The following is a 21,913-nucleotide window of genomic DNA, read 5'->3' on the forward strand; positions in this document are numbered from 1 at the left end:
AATCGTCCCAATGTTGCAGTGCGGCTTCGAACGGGTGAACTTTTCCTTGGCCATCGTCTGTCCCTAGCGTTGGCTCGCTTGCAGCAAGGCTCGCCCAGGAAAGGGCCGGGCGAAGGCGCGGCCCGCTTAGAGGGTCGCGGCGGCTTGATCAAGTCGGGCCGCTTTCCGGACCCTCCGCACCCGCCCCGCGCCGGGCGGGGCGCCGGCCCGAGAGCCCGCCGGAGCGCCGGCCTTGGGGCATCCCGTTGACGCTTCCTTGAGCCTCTTTCTCAAGCTGCCCTTCATGCGAAGCTGGGAAGGGAGAGGGACAGGCCCGCGACGGGCCGGCGGAGATCCCGGATGAGCCTCGAGGGAGTGGTGGCGGTCCTCAGCGTCGCGGTGATCGCCTTCGTGTTCGGCCTGGCCCTCCTTCTGCGCCGGCGCGGGCCCTTCGACCTGCACGCCGACAACGCGGACGTGCTCCAGGGCCGGCTCGCCCGCCTCACCGAGAGCGAGGAGCGCTACCGCGCCCTGGTCGAGGCCACGACCCAGGCCGTGGTGCAGCGGGACGCCCAGGGGCGCATCACCTTCGCGAGCGACAGCTTCGCCGCGCTGATCGGACAGGAGCCCCTGGCGCTGATCGGCTCCACGGCCGACCTCGAAGTGCTGGAGCACGGCCCCGTCACCCTGCGCCCCGACGGGGTGCGGCAGGTGGAGGAGCGCGTCGTGCCGGTCGACGGGGTGCCGCGCTGGTTCGTCTTCATCGAGATGCCGGTGCACGGCCCGGACGGCACCCGGCACCGCCTGCGGGCGGGCTACGACGTGACCGAGCGGGTGGAGGCGGTGCGCTCCCTCGACGAGGCCAAGAGCAAGGCGGAGAGCGCCAACGTCGCCAAGTCGCGCTTCCTCGCCACCGTCAGCCACGAATTCCGCACGCCGCTCAACGGCATCCTCGGCATGGCCGACCTCGTGCTGGAGACCGGGCTCGACCCGGAGCAGCGCACCTATGTCGAGGCGGTGCGCACCAGCGGCAAGGCCCTGCTCGGCCTCGTCGACGGCATCCTCGACTTCTCGCGCATCGAGGCGGGCCGGCTCGACCTCGCCGCCGAGCCCTTCGACGCCGCCGCGCTGGCCGAGGGCGTGGTCGAGCTGCTGGCGCCCCGGGCCCAGGACAAGGGGCTTGAGATCGCCCTCGACCTCGCCGACGCGGCCGCGGTGCTGCATGTCGGCGATGCCGACCGCGTGCGCCAGATCCTGGTCAACCTCGCCGGCAACGCCATCAAGTTCACCCAGAGCGGCGGCGTCGGGGTCAGCCTCGCCTCGGGCCCGAGCGGGATCGTGCTCACCATCGAGGATACCGGGCCGGGCATCCCGGAGGAGCGCATTCCGGTCCTGTTCGAGGAATTCGAGCAGGGCGACGGCAGCGCCAGCCGCAGCCACGAGGGCACCGGCCTCGGCCTCGCCATCACCAAGCGGCTGGTGGAGCGCATGAACGGGCGGATCGAGGCCACCTCCCGCCTCGGGCGCGGCTCGACCTTCCGGGTGCTGCTGCCGCTGGCCCCGGCCGAGGAGGCCCCGGCCGCCGCGTCGGATCCGAGCCTGGCCGGGCGCAGGGTGCTGATCGTGGCCGATTCGCCCTATCAGGCGCCGTTCCTGGCCCGCCGGCTCACCCGGGCCGGCGCCTCGGCCACGGTGGTGCCGGACGCGGCCACCGGCCTCGCCGCCCTGGAGAGCGCCCGCTTCGACGCCCTGATCGCCGACCGGCGCCTCGGCGACGCGCCGGTGCGCGACCTCGCCGCCCAGGCGACCCGCTGCGCGGTGCGCTGCAGCCTGATCCTGCTCTCGCCCTTCGACCGGCGGGAATTCGGGGCGCCTGGGGCGTCGGGCTTCGACAGCTACCTGATCAAGCCGGTCCGCGCCCGCTCCCTGTTCGACCGCCTGCTCGAGCCCGGCCCCGCCTCCGGCGAGGCGCGCAAGGCGGCCGGCCCCGCCGCGCCCGCGGCGCGGTCCCAGGTCGGGGCGGGACGGCGGGTGCTGCTCGCCGAGGACAATCCCATCAACGCCCTGCTCGCCAGCAAGGCCCTGGAGCGGCTCGGGGCGCAGGTGACCCTGGCCCGGGACGGCGCCGAGGCGCTGGCCTGCCTCGCGGCGGCTTCGGAGCCCTTCGACCTCGCCCTCATCGATATCCGCATGCCCGGCCTCGACGGCCTGGAAACCGCCCGCCGCATCCGCGCCCGCGAAGCCACCCAAACCACCCCCCCGCTGCACCTCGTGGCGCTCACGGCCAATGCCGCCCGCGAGGACGAGATGGCCGCGATGGCGGCGGGCTTCGACGGCTTCATGGCCAAGCCGCTCAACCTGCGGGCGCTGCCGGCCCTGCTCGAACGGCGGCAGGCGGCAGCCTGAGAGGTCGCCGCCCGCCCCGATCGGGCGGGGGGCGCCTCAGACCAGCGGGTTCAGGGCAGCATTGCGGACGGGCAGCGGCGCGCGCATCGAGAGGCGGAAGCCCTGGGGCTCGTAGGTGGTCTCGATCTCCGCCTGGACCTGGGCGGTCAGCACCCGCTGCAGCAGGCGCGAGCCGAAGCCCTGGCGGGAGGGCGGGGCGACTTTCGGGCCGCCGCTCTCGCTCCACTCGAACAGGAGGGTGCCCGCCGGCCCGCCTTCGGCGAGCGACCAGCGCACCGCCACCCGGCCCGCGGGCGTGGAGAGCGCCCCGTATTTCACGGCATTGGTGGTGAGTTCGTGGATCGCCATGCCGATCGGCACGGCGATCTCGGAGGGCAGGTCCACCGGCGGCCCGTCGAGGCTCACCCGCGTGTCCGGCAATCCCGCCCCCGCGCTCTCCGCATAGGGCCGCAGCTCGTTCTCCAGGAGGCCGTTGAGGCTCGCGGTCTGCCAGGTGTCCTCGGTCAGCACCGAATGGGTGTGCGCCAGGGATTTGATGCGGCCGACGAAGGCCTCGTAGAAGCTCTCGATGCTGGTCGCGGTGCGCGCCGTCGAGCCGACGATGGCCTGCACGGTGGCGAGGGTGTTCTTCACCCGGTGGTGCAATTCGCGGATCAGCAGCGTCTGGCGTTCCTCGGCGAGCTTGCGCTCGGTCACGTCGGCGACGACGCCGATCAGCCGGCGCGGCAGCCGGTCGGGCGCGTCGCGCTCGAAGCGGCCGGCCATCTCGATATGCCGCCAGTGGCCGTCGCCGCCCCGGCGCACCCGGCCCGAGGCGTAGAGGATCGCATCCTCCCGCAGGGCCCGGGAGATCGCCTGCCGGAACGGCTTGCGATCCTCCGGATGCAGGATCGACGACAGGAACTCGACCTTGCCCACGGCTCCCTCGTCCGGCGAGCGGCCGAAGATCTCGAACATCCGGTCGTTCTCCCAGATCGCCCGGTCGTCGAGGAGATGCCATTCGAAGATGCCGAGGGCCGCGAGCGAGGTCGCGACGCGCAGGCGCTGCTCGCGGGCGCGCAGGGCATCCTGCACCTCCATCCGGGTCGAGAGGTCCTGCACCACCCCGACCATGCCGGTGAGGCTGTCCTCGGCGGAGAAGATCGCCTGGCCGCGCACGCCGATCCAGATCACGCTGTCGTCGCCGCCCCGGCGGAAGCGGGTCTCGATGCGGTAGGGCCGGCGCTCCCGGGTCGCCGCGGCGATCTCCGCCCGGACGCGCTCGCGATCCTCCAGCAGGATGCGGTCGCGCAGGGTCTCGCCGTCGACGGAGTGTCCGGGGGGATAGCCGAAGATCTGGGCGGCCCGGCGGGATAGGGCGAAGGTGCCGTTGGCGGCGTCCCAGCGCCATTCCCCGAGGCCCGCCGCCACCAGCGCCTCGCGGTTCTGCTCGGAATGCACGAGTTCGTCGGGATCGACCGCCTCGGCCACCAGCACGATCTCCGCACCCGGCCCGGCCTGTGACATCCGCAGGCGCAGGTCGATCGCGCCCCCGTCCGCCCGCCGGCAGCGCCGGATGCCGGAGCGGGGCAGGGAATCTTGCGCGCCGAAGATCTCCGCGAAGGGACGCCCGGCGAGCGCCCCGGGCGGATAGCCGAGCAGGCTGCAGAGCTGGGGATTGGCGTCGCGAAGGGTTGCGCCATCCGCCGTCACCACGGCGAGGCCGATGCGTGCCCCCGCGAAGGCGGCCGCATGCGCAGACGGCGCGGCCAACCCCGCTGCCGCTCTCGGACCGTGGTCCGCTCCGTGCTCCAAACCTCGACAACCCCGTCCGACGGAAGGACCCACGTGCCCCGCGCAGGCGGGCGGCACCATGGACGCGAGCGCGCAAGACGGCAAGGCTTTCTCCGGCCACGATTTCTCCGATCCACCCCTCCTTCGGCCGCCTCCCGGAGGGGCGGGCGCGGGGGGCGGCGATCCGTCGCCGCCCGTCCTCAGGCCCGGAACAGGCGGGGGAGCAGCCCGGGCAGCGCCCGCAGCAGCATCAGCTCGGCCCGCAGCACCGCGCCGAGATCCTCCGGCGCGCGTTTCAGGAGAGCCCGGGCGAGCCGGATCGGGATCTGGCCGAGGATCGCCGCGGCGAGCACGGCGAGCGCCACGGCCGGCCCGTGATGCTTGGCCGCGTAGAGGGCCTGCGCGCGCAGGAAGTAGAACAGCCGGCGGTCCTTCACCGCCTCGGTGGTGCCCTGGCCGCGATGGCGCACCTCCGCCTCCGCCACGTGGCGCAGGGCGAAGCCCGCCTGCCCGACGCGGGTGCACAGATCCGCGTCCTCCCAATAGACGAAGAAGCGTTCGTCGAAGCCGCCGAGCTTCTCGAAGAGCGGGCGGCGGATCATCAGGAAGGCGCCCATCACCGCATCGACGGCGCGCGGGCTCTCGTGGTCCCAGTCCCGCATGAAATGCGATCCGGCCAGCCCGAGGCGGTCGAGGAACAGGGTCTGCGCCACCAGCCCGATACCGCTGGGGGTGCGCGCGCAGGTCCGCTGCGTCCGCCCCGCCTCGTCGACCAGGCGGGCGCCGACGACCCCCGTCGCGGGCTCGGCGAACAGGGCGGCGCGGGCACGCACGAGGCTGTCCGGCGCGACCATCGTGTCGGGGTTCAGGAACAGGATCGCCTCGGCCCGCCCCGCCGCCGCACCCTGGTTGCAGGCGGCGGCGAAGCCCCGGTTCTCCCGGTTGCGGATCACGGAGAGGGCGAGGCCCGGCACGTCGAGCCCGTCGACGGAGCCGTCGCTCGAGGCGTTGTCGACGACGATGACCTTGAGGGCGGAGGCCTCCCGGCTCGCGGCGAGGCTCGCCAGGCAGGCCGCGAGCTGCGGGCCCGCGTTCCAGTTGACGATGACGACGTCGAGGGAGGGCGGCGTCACGGCGGCGCGTCCGCGGGCCGGCCGAGGCGGCCGGCGAGGCCCTGGAACGCCGCGGCGACCAGACGGGCGAGGATGGCGGGGCGAAAACGGCTGTCGGCCCAGTAGAGCCAGATCTGGACGGGCAGGTAGAGCATCTGCCGGCGCTTCCAGCGGCCCGGGATATGGGCCAGGCGCCAGCCATACACGGTGTTGCGCACGTAGGTCGCCATCCGGAAGGGCACCTGGCGCGGCATCGCCACGGGCAGGAGGCGCCCGCGGATCACGCCGCGCCCCACGCTGTGGGCGATCACCGTCTCCGTGTCCATCCAGCAGGTCAGGCCCCGCGCCCAGGCCCGGAAGCACCATTCGAGCTCGACGGCGTCGATGAAGTAGTCGGCCCGGAACGCCCCGACGCGGTCGAACACGGCGAGATCGAGAAGGGAGCCGGAAGTCGCCAGGAACTCCACCGGCTGCAGAGGCCCCAGGGCCGCCACGCCCGGCCGGCCCGGGTAGCGCGGCGCCTTGCTCTCCCGGGTCGGGGCGGGGGCCGGGCCGACCACGGCGACGGGATCGGGCCGGAGCGCGAGGCGCAGCATCGCAGCCCGGAGGCCCTTCAGGGTCTCGATGCCGGCATCGGCATCCTGGTCGAGCAGCAGCAGGTAGCGGAAGCCGGCCTCCCGCGCCGCCGCCAACACCGCGTTCAGGGCGGCGGCGATGCCGACATTGCCGCCCTGGGCGAGATAGCGCAGGCCGGGGACCGACAGCAGGCGGTCGATCGTCTTTTCGGACGTGCCGCCGTTGTCGAAGACGAACACGCCCGGCACCTGGCCGGCGAACCGCTCGGCGATCCGGTCGGTCTGGGCCTCGCTCGGCCGAAACAGCACCACGGCCACCGCGGTGTCGGAGAGGATCATGGCGTCGGTCGCGTCTCGGCCCTGGGGTGACATCGCGGTCGGGGAGGAGCGATCCGCGCCTTGCGGCGCGTCTCCCCCGGTCCAGCCGCGGGTTAGCACGGGCAGCCGGCCCCTTCACACAGCCCGGCGATCAAGGCAGAAGTGTGAGAATTTCCCACAAATTGCCCGTATTCCACGGTGACATGCCCGGCGAGGACACGGTTCAGGCGGCGCAGGCCGCGGCGGGGCGCTCTTCCATGAGGCAGACGATGTCGTCCCAGCGCGACAGGAAGGCGGCGACGCAATCGGGGTCGAAATGCGTGCCCGCCTGGGCCTTCAGGTGGTCGCGCGCCTTCTCCAGGGGCCAGGCGGGCTTGTAGACCCGGGCGGAGGTGAGGGCATCGAACACGTCGGCCACGGCGATGATACGGCCGGCGAGGGGAATCTCCGTGCCGGACAGCCCCTGGGGATAGCCCTTGCCGTCCCAGCGCTCGTGATGGGTGAGGGCGATCTCGGCGGCGAGTTGGAGCAGCCGCGAGGGGCTGTCGTTCAGCATCCGGAAGCCGCGCAGGGCATGCTGCTGCATCTCCTGCCGCTCCGCATCGGTGAGCGGGCCGGGCTTGAGGAGGATGGTGTCGGGGATGCCGATCTTGCCGATGTCGTGCATCGTCGAGGCCAGCGCGATGTCGTTGGCCTCGGCCTCGGAGAGGCCCAGGCCCTCGGCGATGGCGATGACGCAGCCGGCGACGCGGGTGAGGTGGTCCCCGGCCTGGTCGTCGCGGAACTCGGCGGCGAGCATCAGGCGGCGGATGATCTCGCGCTCGCGGGCCGACGCTTCGGCCACGGCCCGCTCGACGGTGCGGTGCATGGCGCGGGCCTGCCGCTCGTTCTCCCGGCGGGCGAGCGAGAGGGCGATGAGGTTGCGCAGGCGGATCTGCAGATCGAGGATGTCGGCGGAGGCGACGAGGATGTCGGTGGCGCCGGCTTCCAGCGCCGAGCGCCGCAGCGCCCGCGGATCGCCCGTCGAGGCCACGAACAGGATCGGCATCCGGGCGCAGGTCTCGGTGGCGCGCAGCGCCCGGATCAGGCCGCAGCCGTCGAAGGAGGGGCGGTCCTGCTCGATCACGACGAGATCGAAGGTCCCGCCACCGATCTCGGCCCGTGCGGCGGCGATGTCGGTGAAGAGCCGGATCGAGCCATCGAGGCCGCGCAGGGCTTGCACGATCTGGGCCGGCAGCTGGGACGCCACCACGGCCACGACGGGAGCCCCGTCCTCCTCGGTCATGCCGCTCGACATCGCGCCCCCGCTCCGCACCGGCCCGCCCGCCGATCACGGCCGCTCAGAGTGAAGCAAAGCCGTTAACCGGCCACTAAGGATGCGCGACGTCGTCTCCCACGGCCTTCCACTGCCTTCCGCGCTCGCGCGCGGGATCGGGTCCTCAGCGCCCGGTCGAGCCGAAGCCGCCCGCCCCCCGGGCACCGTCGTCGACGGAGCCCGCATCCGCCTCCAGCCACTCGATCTCCGGCCGCACGATCCGGGTGAGGACGAGCTGGGCGATCCGGTCCCCCGGCGCGACCACGATGCCGCGGCCCGCCTCATCGGGTCCGGGGGCCGGATTGCGGTTCCAGGCGGAGATCATCAGCGGTCCCTCGTAATCGGCGTCGATGACGCCCGTGCCGTTGCCGAGGACGAGGCCCTCGCGGTGGCCGAGGCCGGAGCGCGGGAAGACGAGGCCGCACCAGTCCGGATCGCGGATGCGCAGCGAGATCCCCGCCGGGATGAGGAGGGAAGGGCCCTGGGGCGCGAGTGTGACCGGAGCGTCGAGGCAAGCATGCAGGTCGAGCCCAGCCGAGCCGGCACTGCCCCACCGGGGAAAGCCCCAGCCGGGCAGGCGCGGATCGAGGAGGCGGATCGCGACGCGCATCAGGCAGCTCGGCTCCATTGGACAGGCCCTGGACAGCGCCGATAACCTTTCCCGCCCGAGACGGACAAGACGAACCCGTGGGAGGGGAGGGGCCATGGCGCGCTGGATCGCGGGACTCGACGGATGCCGCGGCGCCTGGGCCGGGGTGCTCCTCGATCTCGATGCGCCGGAGCGTTTCCGCGTCGCCCGATTCGCGCAGGTGGCCGACGTCTTGGACGGGGCCGAGGCGCCGATTGTCGTCGGGATCGACGTGCCGATCGGCCTGCCCGCGCGCACCGCCTCCGGGCGCTCCGCGGACCGGGCCGCGCGCCTCCTGCTCGGGAAGAGCCGCTCCAGCGTGTTCCCCGTCCCGCCGCGGTCGGCGGTCGAGGCCGGCAGCTACGAGGAGGCGAAGCGCCTCGCCCGGCTCGCCTCGGACCCGCCGCGGGCCTTCTCGATCCAGTGCTGGAACATCCTGCCCTATATCCGCACGGTCGATGCGCTGCTGCGGGCGCGGCCGGAGCTGCGCGCCCGCCTCCACGAGGTCCATCCGGAGGTGGCCTTCTTCCGCCTCAACGGCGACCGGGCGCTCGCCGCCTCCAAGAAGCGGGCGGAGGGGGCGGAACAGCGGCGCGGCCTGCTGCGCGAGGCCGGCCTGCCGGAGGCGTTGGTCGCCTCGGCGCCACCGCCGGGGATCGGGCGGGACGACCATCTCGACGCCCTGGCCGGCCTGGTCGTCGCCCGCGACATCGCCGAGGGCCGCGCCACCCGCCTGCCGCCGGAACCGGAGCACGATTCCCACGGCCTGCCCGTCGTGATCTGGGCGCCGGCGCTGCGCGGCGCGGTTGCGGACGCGGCCTGCGGAACCTGATAAGGCCCCCGCCATGACGACGACGCCGACCGATCCCTCTCTGCCCGACGCGTCCCTGCCGCGGCGGGACATCGCCCGCGCCCTGGTGTTCGATCCCGCCGACCGCCTGCTGCTCATCGAGTACGAATCGGTGCGCCCGATCGATCCGGCCCGGCCGGACCTCAAGAGCTTCTGGTTCATGCCCGGCGGCGGCCTGGAGGCCGGGGAGACGCATGAAGAGGCCTGCCGGCGCGAGCTCTCGGAGGAGATCGGCGTCGCCGATGCGCCGATCGGCCCCCTGGTCGCCACCTGCGACGGCCCCTTTCGCCTGTTCAAGACGCCCCGTTTCGCGTTCGAGCGCTATTTCCTGGTCCGCCTGCCCGACGACCGGATCGACACGAGCCGGCTGGCGGAGACCGAGGACAATCCCGTGCGCGGCACCCGCTGGTGGACGCTCGACGAACTGGCGGCCTCCGCAGAGCGGATCGAGCCGGCGGGCCTCGCGGACCTGGCGCGTCAGCTCGTCGCAGGCGACATCCCCGGGCAGCCTGTCACGCTGGGCTGGCGTTAGGCCCCGGACTGAACATGGCGCCCGCAACGGCGCGTAGGAGGTGATGCATGTTTCCTGAGGTGCTGACGGAAGGCTATCGCAGCTTTCTCGGCGAACGCCTTCCGCGGGAGCGGGAGCGCTTCGAGACGCTGGCGAAGAAGGGGCAGTCGCCCGAGGTGCTGCTGATCGGCTGCTGCGACAGCCGCGTGGCCCCCGAGGTGATCTTCGACGTCGGCCCGGGCGAGATCTTCACGATCCGCAACGTGGCCAACATCGTGCCCCCCTACGAGAGCGACGGCGGCTATCACGGCACCTCCTCGGCCCTCGAATTCGCGGTGCAGGCGCTCAAGGTGAAGCACATCGTCGTGCTGGGCCATGCGAGCTGCGGCGGCATCAAGGCCTATGCGGATTCCGCCTCGCCCCTCTCGCCGGGCAACTTCATCGGCAAGTGGGTCTCCCTGGTCGAGCCCGCCTCGAACAAGCTCGCCGCGACCGGCGACAGCGTCGAGAAGGAGGGCTACCTGACCCGGCTCGAATACGCCTCGATCAAGCAGAGCCTCGAGAACCTGATGACCTTCGGCTTCGTGAAGGAGGCCGTCGAGCAGGGGGCGCTCTCGCTGCACGGCGCGCATTTCGGCGTGGCCACGGGCGAGCTGCGCATCCTCGATCCCAAGACCGGCGACTTCCAGTCGGTGGTGGAGCGGGACGGGCGCAGCCTGAAGCCCTCCGCCCTCATCAACTGCGGCGACGCCTGAAATCCCCCGACGCGGCAAGCCCCTCACGCCGCGCGGGGTGAGGGGCGGATGCGCCTCCGGATCGGCCCACCGGGCATGATGGAAAAAAGACGGCGGGCCCCTCGGCCCGCCGTCTCTTCATCAATCTTGGTCGATGCGCTCAGCGGGCGCCCGGAAGGCGCTGAGCCTCCGCATAGTGCTCCTGGAGCACCGGCAGGGCCTGCTGGGCGTAGTTGCGCAGGGCCGGGTTCGGTCCGCCCTGGGCGTAGGACTGGTACATGCTGATGGTCATCTGATGGGCCTGGACCTGCTGGCGGCCATAGGCCCGGTCGAAGCGCGGGCCGGCCGGGGTCGCGGCCAGCTCGACGAGCATCTGCTGCTGCTGCGGGCTCGGCTGCACCACCGTGGTGCCGGCGGTGGTGTCGATGTCCGTCACCGCAGCGCCGGTACGGGCGCCGCGCGCCGCGCCGGTGGTCGCCCCCTCGACGGCGCCGAGCGGGCCGTTCTGCAGCGTGCCGCCGACGGCCCCCGCCGCCGCGCCGGTCGCGGCACCGACCGCACCGCCGGCCACCGCGAGCGGCGCCTGGACGAGGCCGCCGACGAGATCGCCCGGGCCGGCCGCCTGGGCCGCGGCGTAGTTGCGGTCGCCGCCGACCAGGGCGACGTTGGCGGCGCGATGGTCGCGCAGGGCCTCGCGGGCATAGGCGCGCACGGCCGGGTTGCGGGTCTTCTGCAGCGCGATCTGGCTGGCCTGGATCTCGTAGGCGTTGGATTGCAGCGCATCCAGGCGGAAATCGCCCGAGCTCTGGGCCAGGGCCGGGGTCGCCATGATCGCGACGAGCGCCGACGCAGACACAATATTCTTCAGCATCAGAAGCCTCTGTTTGGGGATGATCGACACACGAAATCGCCTCACGCACCGGCTCTACCGGTCGAGGCGGCGAAGATGACTTCAGCCCGACAACGACGCGTTCCGGCGAAGGTTCCTCCATCTTTCTCCATCCATGCGATGACGTGCCTGAGCTTCAAATGAGTTCGAGGAAGCTTGGCTTTTTCGCAGGAAATTCTGGCAAACTCTGGCTTGTCCAGGTGCTGCGCGCCTTCGCGGCCCTGCTCGTCGTCGTGCATCATGCCCAGCACGAGGCGATGCTCACAGCCGCGCGCACCGGCGCCGCCTTCACGCCGAGCGGGCTCCTGCCCTGGCCGGCCGGGGTCGACATCTTCTTCGTGATCTCCGGCTTCATCATCGTCCACGCCGCCGGGCCGCTCTACGGGACGCGGGGCGGGCGGGCGCGCTTCCTCGCCCACCGCGTCGCCCGGCTGGTGCCGCTCTACTGGCTCGTCACCGCCCTCTATCTCGGCCTCGCCCTGGCCCTGCCCGGCACCTTGAGCGGGGAGGGCGGCGGCGGCGCGCGCGACCCCGCCATTCTGATCGGCTCGTTCCTGTTCTGGCCGGTCGCCCGCCCCGACGGCACGGTTCTGCCGCTCTACGGACTCGGCTGGACGCTCGAATACGAGATGCTGTTCTACGCACTCTTCGCCCTCGGGCTCGGGTGGAGCCGGGCCGCGGCGGCGGGATTCACCGTGCTGATCCTTGGGCTCCTCGTCGGGGCGGGCCTGCTCGCGGGCCGCCTGCCCATGCCCCTCGCCTTCTGGGCGAACCCGATCGTGCTCGAATTCGTGTTCGGCATGGCCCTGGCCCTGATCCGCACTCGGGGCCTGCGGCTGCCCGATCCCATGCGCTGGGCGCTCGCCCTCGCCGGCCTCCTCCTGCTCGCGCGCGCGGGCGATCCCTCGGACGCGGCCCGGCCGATCCTCTGGGGCGGCCCGGCGGCGCTGCTGGTCGCCGCCGCCGCCCTCGGGCGCCCGCGTGGGGGAGAGGGCGGGCCGTCGCTCGGCATCCGGGTCGCGGCGCTCTTGGGGGACGCTTCCTACGCCCTCTACCTGGTCCACCCCTTCGCCCTGCGCCTCACCCGCGAGTTCCTGCTGCGGCTCGGCCTCGCCGGGGCGCTCGGGCCCTGGGGCGCCCTCGTCCTGATGGTCGCCGCGACGCTGCCGGCGGCGATCGCCGTCCATCTCCTGATCGAGCGCCCGCTGACGGCCCTGGCCCGGCGGAGGCTCGACCCGCAACCGGAAGCCGAGCCTCCGAAATCCTGATGACAAGGCGAGCGGCGAGTTCACCGCGCCGCGGAACGGATTTAGCTTCGGCCCGAGAGTCCGCGTTTCCCTTCCCGGGACCGCGCCAGACGGGAGCGTTCCGCCATGAAGACCCTGCTCGTCCCGGTGGCCCTGCACGACGCGCTGCCCTCCGTGTTCGATACCGCCCTGCTGGTGGCCCGGCGCTTCGGCAGCCTGATCGAAGGCGTGGCCCTGCGCCCGGCACTCGCCGAATACGTCCCCGTCGACATGGTCGGCGGCATGACCTGGCTGCGGGACGAGGAGGCCGACCGCGCCGAGGCGGAGACGGCGGGCAGCCGCTTCATCGCCCATATGGAAGCCGCGGGCCTGCCCCGGCGCGAGGTCGGCACGTCCTGCGCCCCGCGGGCCGCCGTCGAGGCCGGTGCCCGCTTCCGCTGGCGCCCGGACGTGCCGCCGGGCGACGCCTTCCTCGGGCAATATGCCCGCCTGTTCTCGGCGACCGTGGTCGGCCGGCCGGGCAACGACGACCGCTCGCCGCGCATGACCACCTTCGAGACCGCCCTGTTCGAGAGCGGCCGGCCGATCCTGCTCGCGCCGCCGACCGCGCCCACGACCCTCGGCGAGGCGATCGTGCTGGCCTGGAACGGCTCGACCGAGACCGCCCGCGCGCTCGCCTTCGCCCTGCCGTTCCTGCGCCGCGCCCGGCGGGTCCTCGTGCTCAGCGCGGAGGGCGGCATGGTGCCGGGGCCGAGCGCCGAGGATGTCGCCCGCTCCCTCGTCTGCGAGGGCATCGAGGCGGATCACCGTGCCCTGCCGGCGGGCCGTCGCACCCCGGGGGAGCTCTTCCTCGACGAGGCCGCTTCCTATGGCTGCGACCTGCTCATCAAGGGCGCGTACACCCAGAGCCGCCTGCGCCAGATGATCTTCGGCGGCCCGACCGCCCATATCCTGGCCGAGGCGCGGATCCCCGTTCTGATGGCCCATTGATCCCGCGCAGGACCCCGGCATCCGGCCTGCCGACCCTGTGGATACGGCGCGATTGCCGCAGTTGCCAGAGGCCGCGAAGCCCTCTAAATTGCTGAAAAGCTTGAAGTTTTTTAATCGTTCTAATCTAGAGGCGCAACTCCTTGCCGCCTCGGGGGCTTCCCGGAACGGAATCGCTTTGAGCTGCCAGGCCGGCCTCCGGAGCGGCGTGCAGAACGCCGCTTCGCGCCATGAGACGAGTTCGTGAACGCCGCATGATCGTCTGTTCCTGTAACGTGCTCTCCGATGGACAGGTCCGTGGCTGCCTCCAGCCCGGGCCCGGATGCCCGCGCACACCCGCCCAGGTCTATGCCTGCTTGGGTTGCAGCGCGAAATGCGGACGCTGCGCCCGCACCATCCGCGGGATCATGCAGCGCGCCCTCGCGGAGGCGGCAAGCGCCGGCGCGGGCCATGCAACCTGCGGAACGGGTTGCGAATCCGGTTGCAGTTTGGTCCAATTCCAAACTACACCCGAGGATGTCGCGGCCTGATTCGGATCGTCTGCAACGCCGCGATCCCGACTTCTAAGGAGAGTGGCGTATGAAGGGCGATGTGAAGGTCGTCGAGTATCTCAATCGCGGCCTGCGCAGCGAGCTGACGGCCGTGAGCCAGTACTGGCTCCATTTCCGCATGCTGAACGACTGGGGCTACGTGGATCTCGCCAAGTTCTGGCGCAAGGAATCCATCGAGGAGATGAACCACGCCGACCGGTTCATCGACCGGATCCTGTTCCTCGAAGGCTTCCCCAATCTCCAGGAGCTCGATCCGCTGCGCATCGGCCAGAACGTCCAGGAGATCATCGAGTGCGATCTCGCGGCCGAGAACGAGGCCCGCGCCCTCTATCTCGAAGCCGCCCAGTACTGCGAGTCGATCAACGACCGCGTCTCCAAGAACCTGTTCGAGCACCTGGCCGAGGACGAGGAAGGCCATATCGACTTCCTCGAGACGCAGCTCGACCTGATCGGCAAGATCGGCCTGCCGCTCTATTCCCAGCGCCACATCGGCGGCCTGGAGCAGATCGCCCCCGAGAAGGACTGATCGGCCCCGGTCGATCCATCTGCCGGGAGGGATGTCGCCTCCCGGCACGTTCAAGGGGCCGGAGGGTTTCGTTCGTCCGGCCTCTTGCGTGACGACGCGGCGATCGATGTCGCGCAGGCCGAAACGTCGCCGCGCGCTTCGTCAGTTCCAGCATGGCGTCGAGCCCGTCCAGGCCCGCGATCCAGCGCGCAACGTGTCGCCGGTCATCGAAGGCCTCGCCGGGGCAGGGCGGCCGGATGCCGCCCGTGGGGAAGTAGCGCGAAGGGCGCCGGTATGCGACACGGACGGGAGCCGCCGTCCTTGGCGTCCGGGACGGCCGTCGGCGCCGGAGGGGCGCCCCGACACCCGAGCCAGCCCCCGAGCACACCCTTGAGCAAGTCCCGGCGCAAGCCCGAACCACGGCCCGCTTCCAACCCGCTCCTCGCCCCCGAGGAGCGCACGGACGACATCGACCAGTCGATCCGACCGCTCTCGCTCGCCGAGTTCATCGGCCAGCGGGCGGCGCGGGCGAACATGCAGATCTTCATCGAGGCGGCCAAGAAGACCGGCCAGGCCCTTGACCACGTGCTCTTCGTCGGGCCGCCGGGGCTGGGCAAGACCACCCTGGCGCAGATCGTCGCCCGCGAACTGGGCGTGAACTTCCGCTCCACCTCCGGCCCGGTCATCGCCAAGGCCGGGGACCTTGCCGCGCAGCTCACCAACTTGGACGAGCGCGACGTGCTCTTCATCGACGAGATTCACCGCCTCAACCCGGCGGTGGAAGAAATCCTCTATCCGGCGATGGAGGATTACCAGCTCGATCTGATCATCGGCGAGGGGCCGGCGGCGCGCTCGGTGAAGATCGAGCTGCCGAAATTCACCCTCGTCGGCGCCACCACCCGGGCGGGCCTTCTCACCACACCCCTGCGCGACCGCTTCGGCATCCCGATCCGGCTCGAATTCTACGATATCGACGAATTGGAGCTGATCGTGCGCCGGGGCGCACGGGTACTCGGCCTGTCCATGTCGGAGGAGGGGGCCAACGAGATCGCCAAGCGCGCCCGCGGCACCCCGCGCATCGCCGGCCGCCTGCTGCGCCGGGTGCGCGACTTCGCCATCGTCGAGGAGGCGGACACGGTGACCCGCGCCATCGCCGACCGGGCGCTGCAGATGCTCGACGTGGACCCCGTCGGCCTCGACGTGATGGACCGCAAGTACCTGACGATGATCGCGACCTCCTTCGGCGGCGGCCCTGTCGGCATCGAGACCATCGCCGCCGCCCTGTCGGAGCCCCGCGACGCCATCGAGGACATCATCGAGCCCTACCTGATCCAGAAGGGCTTCGTGCAGCGCACCCCCCGCGGCCGCGTCCTCACCCCCCATGCCTTCCGCCACATGGGCTTCGCCGAGCCCAAACGCGATCCGGGGGCGCAGTTCGGGCTGTTCTCGGGCGAGGAGCCGGATGCCTGACGGGACCCGGCTGCCGTTTCGTCGCGCGCGCTCAAGCGGGAGGGGCTGAGCGCGCTGCGGGAGCGTGGCCTTCACGGTCGCCCCGGATCGGCTGACCATCCTCGGCATCTTCTACGGCGGCCGTGATCCCGCCCGGGCGTTGACCGCCGGCCGGCCCTGGCTACTTGGACCCAGCGCAAGGGAGCGCGCGTGGACGCGACGAACGTGACCGGACCGAATCTCGACGGCCGCCTGAGCGAGGGCAGGCACCACCTCCCCATCCGCGTCTATTACGAGGACACCGACTTCTCGGGCTTCGTCTACCACGCGAGCTACCTGCGCTTCATGGAGCGGGGCCGCACGGAGCTGCTGCGGGCGCTGGCCGGCGACCAGTCCGAGATGCACCGGGAGGCGGACGGGCTCGTCTTCGTCGTGCGCCGGATGACCCTCGACTTCCTCAAGCCCGCCCGCATGGACGACGTGCTCGACGTGGTGACCTGGTCGAGCGAATTGCGCGGCGCCTCGATGCGGCTCGCGCAGGAGGTCCGCCGAGACGGGGAGACCCTGGTCGCCGCCGAGGTCGTGGTCGCCTGCGTGCGGGAGGGCCGGGCGATTCGCCTGCCCGAGGGCCTGCGCCGGGCGCTCACGCCGCCGCAGCGCAGCATGGCAACCGATCCTTAACCCTGTCGCGCGCTTAAACTCCTCGTGCGCGTGCCGTCCGAGCGCCCGCCGCGACCCTTACTTTCGACAGAATCCGAAGCGATTCCCCTTTGATATCGCTCAAGGATCCGGATCGGAGCGCGGGTTGCGACAAGCCGCGACGGCCGGCCTTGGTGTGTGAGGATCGCGACCGATGAATCCAGCCGACGCCATGCAGGCCGCGCCCGTCGTGGACATGAGCCTGCTCGGCCTGTTCCTGCAGGCGCATTTCGTCGTGAAGATCGTGATGGTGGGCCTGCTCGGCGCCTCCATCTGGTGCTGGACGATCATCGTCGACAAGACGCTGCTGTTCCGCCGCACCGAGGCCGAGATGGACGCGTTCGAGGACGCGTTCTGGTCCGGCCGCTCCCTCGAGGAGCTCTACCGTTCCTTCAACGACCGCCCGGCCACCGGGCTGGCCGCCCTGTTCGTGGCGGCGATGCGCGAGTGGAAGCGCTCCTTCGAGGGCTCGGGCCGGCAGATCCAGTCCCTGTCCCAGCGCATCGACAAGGTGCTCGACGTGACGATCCAGCGCGAGGTCGAGCGGCTCGATTCGAAGCTGCTGTTCCTGGCCTCGATCGGCTCGGCCGGCCCCTATATCGGCCTGTTCGGCACGGTCTGGGGCATCATGACCGCCTTCACCTCGATCGCCGCCTCCAAGAACACCTCCCTCGCGGTGGTGGCCCCCGGCATCGCGGAGGCGCTCTTCGCCACCGCCATCGGCCTGTTCGCGGCCATTCCCGCGGTGCTGGCCTACAACAAGCTCCAGGCCTCCGTGGCCAAGTCGCAGTCGCGGCTCGAGGGCTTCGCCGACGAGTTCTCGGCCATCCTGTCCCGCCAGATCGACGAGCGCCTCTCGCTCGCCGCCTGACCGCCAGCCAAGGAAGGCAGCCCCATGGCCATGACCCACGGCGCCGCGCAGGGCGGCGCCAAGCGTCGCCGCCGCGGACGGCGCGGCCACGGCGCCATCAACGAGATCAACATGACGCCGTTCATCGACGTCGTGCTCGTGCTCCTGATCGTGTTCATGGTCGCCGCCCCGATGATGACGGTCGGCGTGCCCCTCGACCTGCCGCAATCGAAGGCGAGCCCGCTCAATTCGGACGTGAAGCCGATCACGCTCTCGATCCGCCAGTCCGGCCAGATCTTCCTCGGCGAGGTCGAGCTGAAGGACGACGACATCGTGCCCCAGCTCCTGCAGACCTCGAAGTCCGGCACCGAGGAGCGCGTCTTCGTGCGCGGCGACAAGCGGGTCGATTACGGCCGCGTCGCCCAGGTGATGGCGATCGTGACCGGCGGGGGCTTCAAGAAGGTCGCCCTCGTCACCGAGCCCGAACAGAACTGAGGGCGCGGCCGCCGTGGCTCTCCGCATCCCCCTCCGCTTCGAGCGCAAGGAGCCGGGCGTCTGGATCTCGGCGGGCGCGCATGCGCTGCTGCTCGGCGCCGCGCTCTTTGCAGTGGCCGCGCCGGCCCTGCCCGACGCGGACGAGGGCGTGCCCGTCGAGGTCATCACCGAGAATCAGTTCTCGGAGCTGACCCGCGGCGAGCGCAATGCCGAGAAGCCGCAGGAGAAGCCCAACAGGGCCGACCGCGTCGCCGAGAAGGTCGAGGACCGCGAGCCCGAGAACGCCAAGGTCGACGCGCCCGCGCCGCCGACCCGGCCGGCGGACATGAAGCTCGCCGCCGTCGACGAGATTCCCCTGCGCTCCGACACGCCCGATCCGGCCAAGGAAGCCGAAGCCGCCGCCGCGGCCAAGGCGGCCGCCGCCAAGGCCGAGGCCGAGAAGGCGGAAGCCGCCAAGGCCGCGAAGGCCAAGGCCGCGGCGGAGAAGGCGGCGGCGGAGAAGGCGGCCGCCGAGAAAGCCGCGGCCGAGGCCGAGAAGCGCGAAGAGCTTCAGAAGCTGATCGAGCGCGAGGAGGCGGAAGCCGCGGCCAAGGCGGCCGCCAAGGCCAAGGCGGACAAGGCGAGGGCCGAGGCCGCCAAGGCGAAGGCGGAGGCCGACGCGAAGGCCAAGGCCGAGGCGGAGAAGGCCAAGGCGGAAGCCGAGCACCAGAAGCAGCTCGCGGAAGCCAAGGCCAAGGCGGAAGCGGACGCCAAGGCGAAGGCGGACGCCGCGGCCAAAGCGAAGGCCAAGGCCGTGGCCGAGGCGAAAGCCAAGGCGGAGGCGGAGGCCAAGGCCCGCAAGCAGGCCGAGCTCGCCGAGAAGTTCAATGCCGGCGACATCAAGCAGCTGCTCGCCTCGAAGGCGCCCTCGCAATCGACCGGCGCGACCGGCCGCGAGGTACAGCGCACGGCCTCCCTCGGCACCGCCACGGGCGCCTCCCAGAAGCTGTCCCCGTCGCTGCGCGATGCCCTGGTCGGCATGCTCCAGCAGCAGATCGAGCGCTGCTACTCGGCCCCGCCGGGGGCGACGCAGGGGGTGATCCTGCCGATGCTCGACATCAAGCTGAACCCGGACGGCTCGCTCACGACCGAGCCGCGGGTGATGCGGGCGGGCCAGAGCGCGGTCGACCAGTCGATCGCGCAGGCGGCGCTCCGGGCGGTGAGGCGCTGCGCGCCCTACAAGATCCCGGCCCAGTACGCGCCGTATTACAATGACTGGAAGGCCATCAACGCGGAGTTCGAGTTCTCGGCGACATGACCGCCGGTGCGCCTTCCCTCGAATCCTGAAAAGCCGGAACAGACCATGACGACCATGCACCGTCCGAATGCGCAGGTGCGGCGCCTCCTCGCGCCGCTGGCAGGCCTCTTCCTCGCCGTCGCGCTCGCGATCTTCGGCGCGGCGAGCCCGGCGCGGGCGCAATTGCAGTTGCGCATCGGCGGCGGCGCCTTCCAGCCGATGCCGATCGCCGTCACGGATTTCGCCGGCGACCCGAGCCTCGGCTCCCTGGTCTCCAGCGTGGTGACGAACAACCTGCGCCGCTCGGGCTATTTCACGCCGCTGGAGAAGGCCCGCTTCCCCGAGAACCCGAATTTCGACGCCGCACCGAATTTCGAGCGCTGGCGTGAGGCCGGCGTGCAGGGCCTCGTCACCGGCCGGGTCGGCCGCGACGGCGGCGGGCGGCTCAAGGTCGAGTTCCGCCTCTGGGACGTGACCTCCGGCCAGCAGATCACCGGCCAGCAATACGGCACCGACACCGCCAATGCCCGGCGCACCGGCCACCTGATCTCCGACGCGGTCTACACCAAGATCACCGGCCTCGGCCCCTGGTTCGACAGCCGCGTCGCCTTCGTCGACGAATCCGGCCCCAAGGAGAACCGCCGCAAGCGCCTGATGGTGATGGACCAGGACGGCGCCAACGTGCGCGCGCTCACGAGCGGCGACACCGCCATCGTCGCCCCGCGCTACTCCCCGGCCGGCCAGGACATCGCCTTCATGGCCCAGGCCACCGGCCACCAGCCGCGGGTCCAGATGATCGACCTCGAGACCGGCAGCCGCCAGGTCGTCGGCAATTTCAACTCGATGAGCGCGAGCCCGCGCTTCTCGCCGGATGGCCGCCGCCTCGTGCTCAGCGTGCAGCAGGGCGGCAATGCCGACATCGTCACCGTCGACCTCGCCTCGAAGGCGCAGACCCCGATCACCCAGGGGCTCGCGATCGACACCTCGCCCGCCTACTCGCCGGACGGCAGCCAGATCGTGTTCGAATCCGACCGCGGCGGCTCGCAGCAGATCTACGTGATGAACGCGGACGGCTCGAACGCCCGGCGCATCTCCTTCGGCGAGGGCTCGGCCTCCCAGCCGGCCTGGTCGCCGCGGGGCGACCTGATCGCCTTCACCCGCCAGCGCAAGGGCGGCTTCGCCATCTGCGTGATGAAGCCGGACGGCTCGGGCGAGCGCGTGCTCACCGAGGGCTTCCACAACGAGAGTCCGACCTTCGCGCCGAACGGCCAGTACGTGATGTTCTTCCGCGATCCCGGCGGCCAGGGCGGCGGCAAGCTCTACATGGTCGACATCACCGGTCGTGTGGAGCAGCCGATCCCGACCCCCTCCTATGCCTCCGATCCGACCTGGTCGCCCCTGCTGGGCGGCCGCTGAGGCCGGGCGGCAGGCACAGGTGAGCCTTACATTGGAAAAAGAAGTATTTGCCTGAGAGGTTTTGCCAAACTCTCCCTGTCCGCCGAAGCCATCGAGAGGATTTTTAAGACACGTTTGCCGTCATATTTTGTTCCTCCGCAGAACGCGCCGTGGAGAAAAGTTGACTGTCGTGCAATCTTGTTGACACGGCGAGCGCAGAACCGCGATGCGTCGGGACGTATCCTGATGCATCGCGGATCTGCCTACGCCGTCGCCAGGAATAGGTTCACGGCAGGATGCCCCGGTTTTTTTTCGACATCGAAGACGGAGTCTTCGTCCGCGACGAGGAAGGACTCGAGCTCGATGGGCAGGACGCCATCCGGCGTGAAGCTGCCAAGGCCATCACCGCGATCGCCAGCGACGCCGCTCAGGGCGGCGCGTTCCCGACATTGGTGCTGACGGTGCGCGATATGGCGGACCAGACGGTGCTGCGGGTGCGCCTGGTCTGCTCGATCGAGGATCTGTGATCTCCGGTTTCCCGAATCCGATCCCCGGCCCTCCGGAGCGCGCCGGCCCGACGGCGCGGCGCCTCCGACCAGCCTGGCTGTAAAGCCCTTTTCACACCGCCTCACGACCGCGCGGCACGCCAGTCCTCGGTGTCTCCGCGAAACGGAGCCGATTCTGGAACTCCGAGCCGCGCCCTCTCGTAAAACCCCCTGCGACCCCTGGCTTCGCATCGCGGGAGAGACGGCGCGGATGAAGGAAGACGGCCTCGGCGAATCACTGGAAGCCCTACGCACCACGCTCCAGGCCTCGGGGGTGGTCGGGACATGGGAATGGTCCGTCCCGGACAATCACGTGCTGCTCGATCGGAACGCGGCCGAGCTCCTGGCCGGCGACCCGGGCCTGGCGCAGCAGGCCCTCACGGTGGATCGCGCCAAGGCCCTCGTGCATCCCGCGGATCGGGTGGTGCTGTTCCAGAAGATGCGGGAGGTCGGCCGCGACGGCGGGCCGATCGTGGTGGAGCACCGCGTCGTCGGCGCCGATGGGGGCATCCGCCGGATCCTCAGCCGGGGCCATATCGCTCCGGAGCCCGGCGGCGGCTCCATGCGCGGCCGCGGGATCCTCATCGATGTCACGGAGTGCCGCACCTCGCTGAAAGCGATTGCCCCGGTGAGCGGCGAGGCCGCGGATCCGCTGCACCGGATCATCGACCATTGCCTGGCCGCCCGCGGACTTCTGGACGGGGCGACGCGCTCCCACATCCGGCTGCTGCTCGACATGGCCCTCCTAGAATGCGGCCAGGAGCTGGCCCGGCGGGGCGGGCTTTTCGAGAGCCATTGAGAAACGCCGCCGGGCCGCGCCCGGC

The 21,913-nt window shown here is 71.3% G+C and carries 22 protein-coding genes; 16 read left to right on the forward strand and 6 right to left on the reverse strand.

Translation table 11 applies throughout. The features are described from left to right. Positions 1 to 339 precede the first annotated feature (339 nt). Positions 340 to 2,385, forward strand: coding sequence for an ATP-binding protein (locus MFF21_RS22770; protein ID WP_238314704.1), 2,046 nt, complete (start codon positions 340 to 342; stop codon positions 2,383 to 2,385). A gap of 36 nt (positions 2,386 to 2,421) precedes the next feature. On the opposite strand, the gene MFF21_RS22775 is transcribed toward MFF21_RS22770, so the two are convergent. The 5 genes from MFF21_RS22775 to dut form a co-directional block, all read right to left on the reverse strand. Beyond that, on the reverse strand, positions 2,422 to 4,179 hold the full coding sequence (locus tag MFF21_RS22775; protein WP_373325082.1) for a PAS domain-containing protein: 1,758 nt from the start codon (positions 4,177 to 4,179) through the stop codon (positions 2,422 to 2,424). A gap of 179 nt (positions 4,180 to 4,358) precedes the next feature. Next, the gene (locus MFF21_RS22780; protein ID WP_238314708.1) at positions 4,359 to 5,291 is read right to left on the reverse strand and encodes a glycosyltransferase family 2 protein; all 933 of its coding nucleotides are present in this window, start codon (positions 5,289 to 5,291) and stop codon (positions 4,359 to 4,361) included. Next, positions 5,288 to 6,184, reverse strand: a complete 897-nt coding sequence (locus MFF21_RS22785) for a glycosyltransferase family protein (RefSeq protein WP_238314710.1) — start codon at positions 6,182 to 6,184, stop codon at positions 5,288 to 5,290. The genes MFF21_RS22780 and MFF21_RS22785 overlap by 4 nt, the downstream gene beginning before the upstream one ends. Before the next feature lie 202 nt (positions 6,185 to 6,386). After that, entirely contained in the window at positions 6,387 to 7,460 is a 1,074-nt protein-coding gene (locus tag MFF21_RS22790) for an HD-GYP domain-containing protein (RefSeq protein WP_238314712.1), read from the reverse strand. A 142-nt stretch (positions 7,461 to 7,602) separates the two neighbouring features. Then, positions 7,603 to 8,088, reverse strand: a complete 486-nt coding sequence (gene dut, locus MFF21_RS22795; protein ID WP_238314714.1) for a dUTP diphosphatase — start codon at positions 8,086 to 8,088, stop codon at positions 7,603 to 7,605. Between the two features lie 94 nt (positions 8,089 to 8,182). Between dut and MFF21_RS22800 the strand changes: the two genes are divergently transcribed. Genes MFF21_RS22800 through MFF21_RS22810 form a run of 3 tightly spaced genes read left to right on the forward strand, consistent with a single transcriptional unit; the run spans position 8,183 to position 10,222 of the window. Continuing rightward, entirely contained in the window at positions 8,183 to 8,938 is a 756-nt protein-coding gene (locus tag MFF21_RS22800; RefSeq protein WP_238314716.1) for a DUF429 domain-containing protein, read from the forward strand. A gap of 13 nt (positions 8,939 to 8,951) precedes the next feature. Then, positions 8,952 to 9,488: an NUDIX hydrolase gene (locus tag MFF21_RS22805; protein ID WP_238314718.1), complete on the forward strand. Its 537-nt coding sequence runs from the start codon at positions 8,952 to 8,954 to the stop codon at positions 9,486 to 9,488. Between the two features lie 47 nt (positions 9,489 to 9,535). Then, positions 9,536 to 10,222: a carbonic anhydrase gene (locus MFF21_RS22810; RefSeq protein WP_238314720.1), complete on the forward strand. Its 687-nt coding sequence runs from the start codon at positions 9,536 to 9,538 to the stop codon at positions 10,220 to 10,222. Positions 10,223 to 10,361: 139 nt separating this feature from the next. On the opposite strand, the gene MFF21_RS22815 is transcribed toward MFF21_RS22810, so the two are convergent. Then, complete coding sequence (locus MFF21_RS22815; RefSeq protein WP_238314722.1) at positions 10,362 to 11,072, reverse strand: DUF4142 domain-containing protein; 711 nt, start codon at positions 11,070 to 11,072, stop codon at positions 10,362 to 10,364. A 218-nt stretch (positions 11,073 to 11,290) separates the two neighbouring features. On the opposite strand from MFF21_RS22815, the gene MFF21_RS22820 reads away from it, so the two are divergent. The 12 genes from MFF21_RS22820 (at position 11,291) to MFF21_RS22875 (ending at position 21,888) form a co-directional block, all read left to right on the forward strand. Beyond that, a complete protein-coding gene (locus MFF21_RS22820; protein WP_238314723.1) occupies positions 11,291 to 12,358 on the forward strand; it encodes an acyltransferase family protein in 1,068 nt (355 codons plus the stop codon). A 105-nt stretch (positions 12,359 to 12,463) separates the two neighbouring features. Then, a complete protein-coding gene (locus MFF21_RS22825; protein WP_238314725.1) occupies positions 12,464 to 13,327 on the forward strand; it encodes a universal stress protein in 864 nt (287 codons plus the stop codon). 251 nt (positions 13,328 to 13,578) lie between these two features. After that, entirely contained in the window at positions 13,579 to 13,854 is a 276-nt protein-coding gene (locus tag MFF21_RS22830) for a (2Fe-2S)-binding protein (protein ID WP_238314727.1), read from the forward strand. A gap of 49 nt (positions 13,855 to 13,903) precedes the next feature. Further along, positions 13,904 to 14,401 (forward strand): bacterioferritin, encoded by a 498-nt coding sequence (gene bfr / locus MFF21_RS22835; protein ID WP_238314729.1) that lies wholly within the window; start codon positions 13,904 to 13,906, stop codon positions 14,399 to 14,401. A 369-nt stretch (positions 14,402 to 14,770) separates the two neighbouring features. Next, positions 14,771 to 15,850, forward strand: coding sequence for a Holliday junction branch migration DNA helicase RuvB (gene ruvB, locus MFF21_RS22840; RefSeq protein WP_238314731.1), 1,080 nt, complete (start codon positions 14,771 to 14,773; stop codon positions 15,848 to 15,850). Positions 15,851 to 16,081: 231 nt separating this feature from the next. Next, positions 16,082 to 16,510 carry a tol-pal system-associated acyl-CoA thioesterase gene (gene ybgC, locus MFF21_RS22845; RefSeq protein ID WP_238314848.1) on the forward strand — a complete coding sequence of 143 codons (429 nt, stop codon included), beginning with the start codon at positions 16,082 to 16,084 and terminating at the stop codon, positions 16,508 to 16,510. A 172-nt stretch (positions 16,511 to 16,682) separates the two neighbouring features. Continuing rightward, positions 16,683 to 17,399: a protein TolQ gene (gene tolQ / locus MFF21_RS22850; RefSeq protein WP_238314733.1), complete on the forward strand. Its 717-nt coding sequence runs from the start codon at positions 16,683 to 16,685 to the stop codon at positions 17,397 to 17,399. 24 nt (positions 17,400 to 17,423) lie between these two features. Beyond that, the gene (locus MFF21_RS22855) at positions 17,424 to 17,873 is read left to right on the forward strand and encodes an ExbD/TolR family protein (protein WP_238314735.1); all 450 of its coding nucleotides are present in this window, start codon (positions 17,424 to 17,426) and stop codon (positions 17,871 to 17,873) included. 13 nt (positions 17,874 to 17,886) lie between these two features. Then, complete coding sequence (tolA, locus tag MFF21_RS22860) at positions 17,887 to 19,170, forward strand: cell envelope integrity protein TolA (RefSeq protein WP_238314737.1); 1,284 nt, start codon at positions 17,887 to 17,889, stop codon at positions 19,168 to 19,170. 54 nt (positions 19,171 to 19,224) lie between these two features. Further along, on the forward strand, positions 19,225 to 20,565 hold the full coding sequence (tolB, locus tag MFF21_RS22865; protein WP_238314851.1) for a Tol-Pal system beta propeller repeat protein TolB: 1,341 nt from the start codon (positions 19,225 to 19,227) through the stop codon (positions 20,563 to 20,565). Positions 20,566 to 20,840: 275 nt separating this feature from the next. After that, positions 20,841 to 21,071, forward strand: a complete 231-nt coding sequence (locus MFF21_RS22870) for a DUF6894 family protein (protein ID WP_238314738.1) — start codon at positions 20,841 to 20,843, stop codon at positions 21,069 to 21,071. Between the two features lie 229 nt (positions 21,072 to 21,300). Continuing rightward, the gene (locus tag MFF21_RS22875; protein ID WP_238314741.1) at positions 21,301 to 21,888 is read left to right on the forward strand and encodes a PAS domain-containing protein; all 588 of its coding nucleotides are present in this window, start codon (positions 21,301 to 21,303) and stop codon (positions 21,886 to 21,888) included. Positions 21,889 to 21,913 lie beyond the last annotated feature (25 nt).

This window comes from Methylobacterium organophilum, from assembly GCF_022179465.1.
GTDB lineage: Bacteria > Pseudomonadota > Alphaproteobacteria > Rhizobiales > Beijerinckiaceae > Methylobacterium > Methylobacterium organophilum.

Coding starts and splice junctions, on each gene's coding strand:
- MFF21_RS22770 (WP_238314704.1), top strand. CDS start 340: ATGAGCCTCGAGGGAGTGGTGGCGGTCCTCAGCGTCGCGGTGATCGCC.
- MFF21_RS22785 (WP_238314710.1), bottom strand. CDS start 6,184: ATGATCCTCTCCGACACCGCGGTGGCCGTGGTGCTGTTTCGGCCGAGC.
- MFF21_RS22790 (WP_238314712.1), bottom strand. CDS start 7,460: ATGTCGAGCGGCATGACCGAGGAGGACGGGGCTCCCGTCGTGGCCGTG.
- dut (WP_238314714.1), bottom strand. CDS start 8,088: ATGCGCGTCGCGATCCGCCTCCTCGATCCGCGCCTGCCCGGCTGGGGC.
- MFF21_RS22800 (WP_238314716.1), top strand. CDS start 8,183: ATGGCGCGCTGGATCGCGGGACTCGACGGATGCCGCGGCGCCTGGGCC.
- MFF21_RS22805 (WP_238314718.1), top strand. CDS start 8,952: ATGACGACGACGCCGACCGATCCCTCTCTGCCCGACGCGTCCCTGCCG.
- MFF21_RS22810 (WP_238314720.1), top strand. CDS start 9,536: ATGTTTCCTGAGGTGCTGACGGAAGGCTATCGCAGCTTTCTCGGCGAA.
- MFF21_RS22815 (WP_238314722.1), bottom strand. CDS start 11,072: ATGCTGAAGAATATTGTGTCTGCGTCGGCGCTCGTCGCGATCATGGCG.
- MFF21_RS22825 (WP_238314725.1), top strand. CDS start 12,464: ATGAAGACCCTGCTCGTCCCGGTGGCCCTGCACGACGCGCTGCCCTCC.
- MFF21_RS22830 (WP_238314727.1), top strand. CDS start 13,579: ATGATCGTCTGTTCCTGTAACGTGCTCTCCGATGGACAGGTCCGTGGC.
- bfr (WP_238314729.1), top strand. CDS start 13,904: ATGAAGGGCGATGTGAAGGTCGTCGAGTATCTCAATCGCGGCCTGCGC.
- tolQ (WP_238314733.1), top strand. CDS start 16,683: ATGAATCCAGCCGACGCCATGCAGGCCGCGCCCGTCGTGGACATGAGC.
- MFF21_RS22855 (WP_238314735.1), top strand. CDS start 17,424: ATGGCCATGACCCACGGCGCCGCGCAGGGCGGCGCCAAGCGTCGCCGC.
- tolB (WP_238314851.1), top strand. CDS start 19,225: ATGCACCGTCCGAATGCGCAGGTGCGGCGCCTCCTCGCGCCGCTGGCA.
- MFF21_RS22870 (WP_238314738.1), top strand. CDS start 20,841: ATGCCCCGGTTTTTTTTCGACATCGAAGACGGAGTCTTCGTCCGCGAC.
- MFF21_RS22875 (WP_238314741.1), top strand. CDS start 21,301: ATGAAGGAAGACGGCCTCGGCGAATCACTGGAAGCCCTACGCACCACG.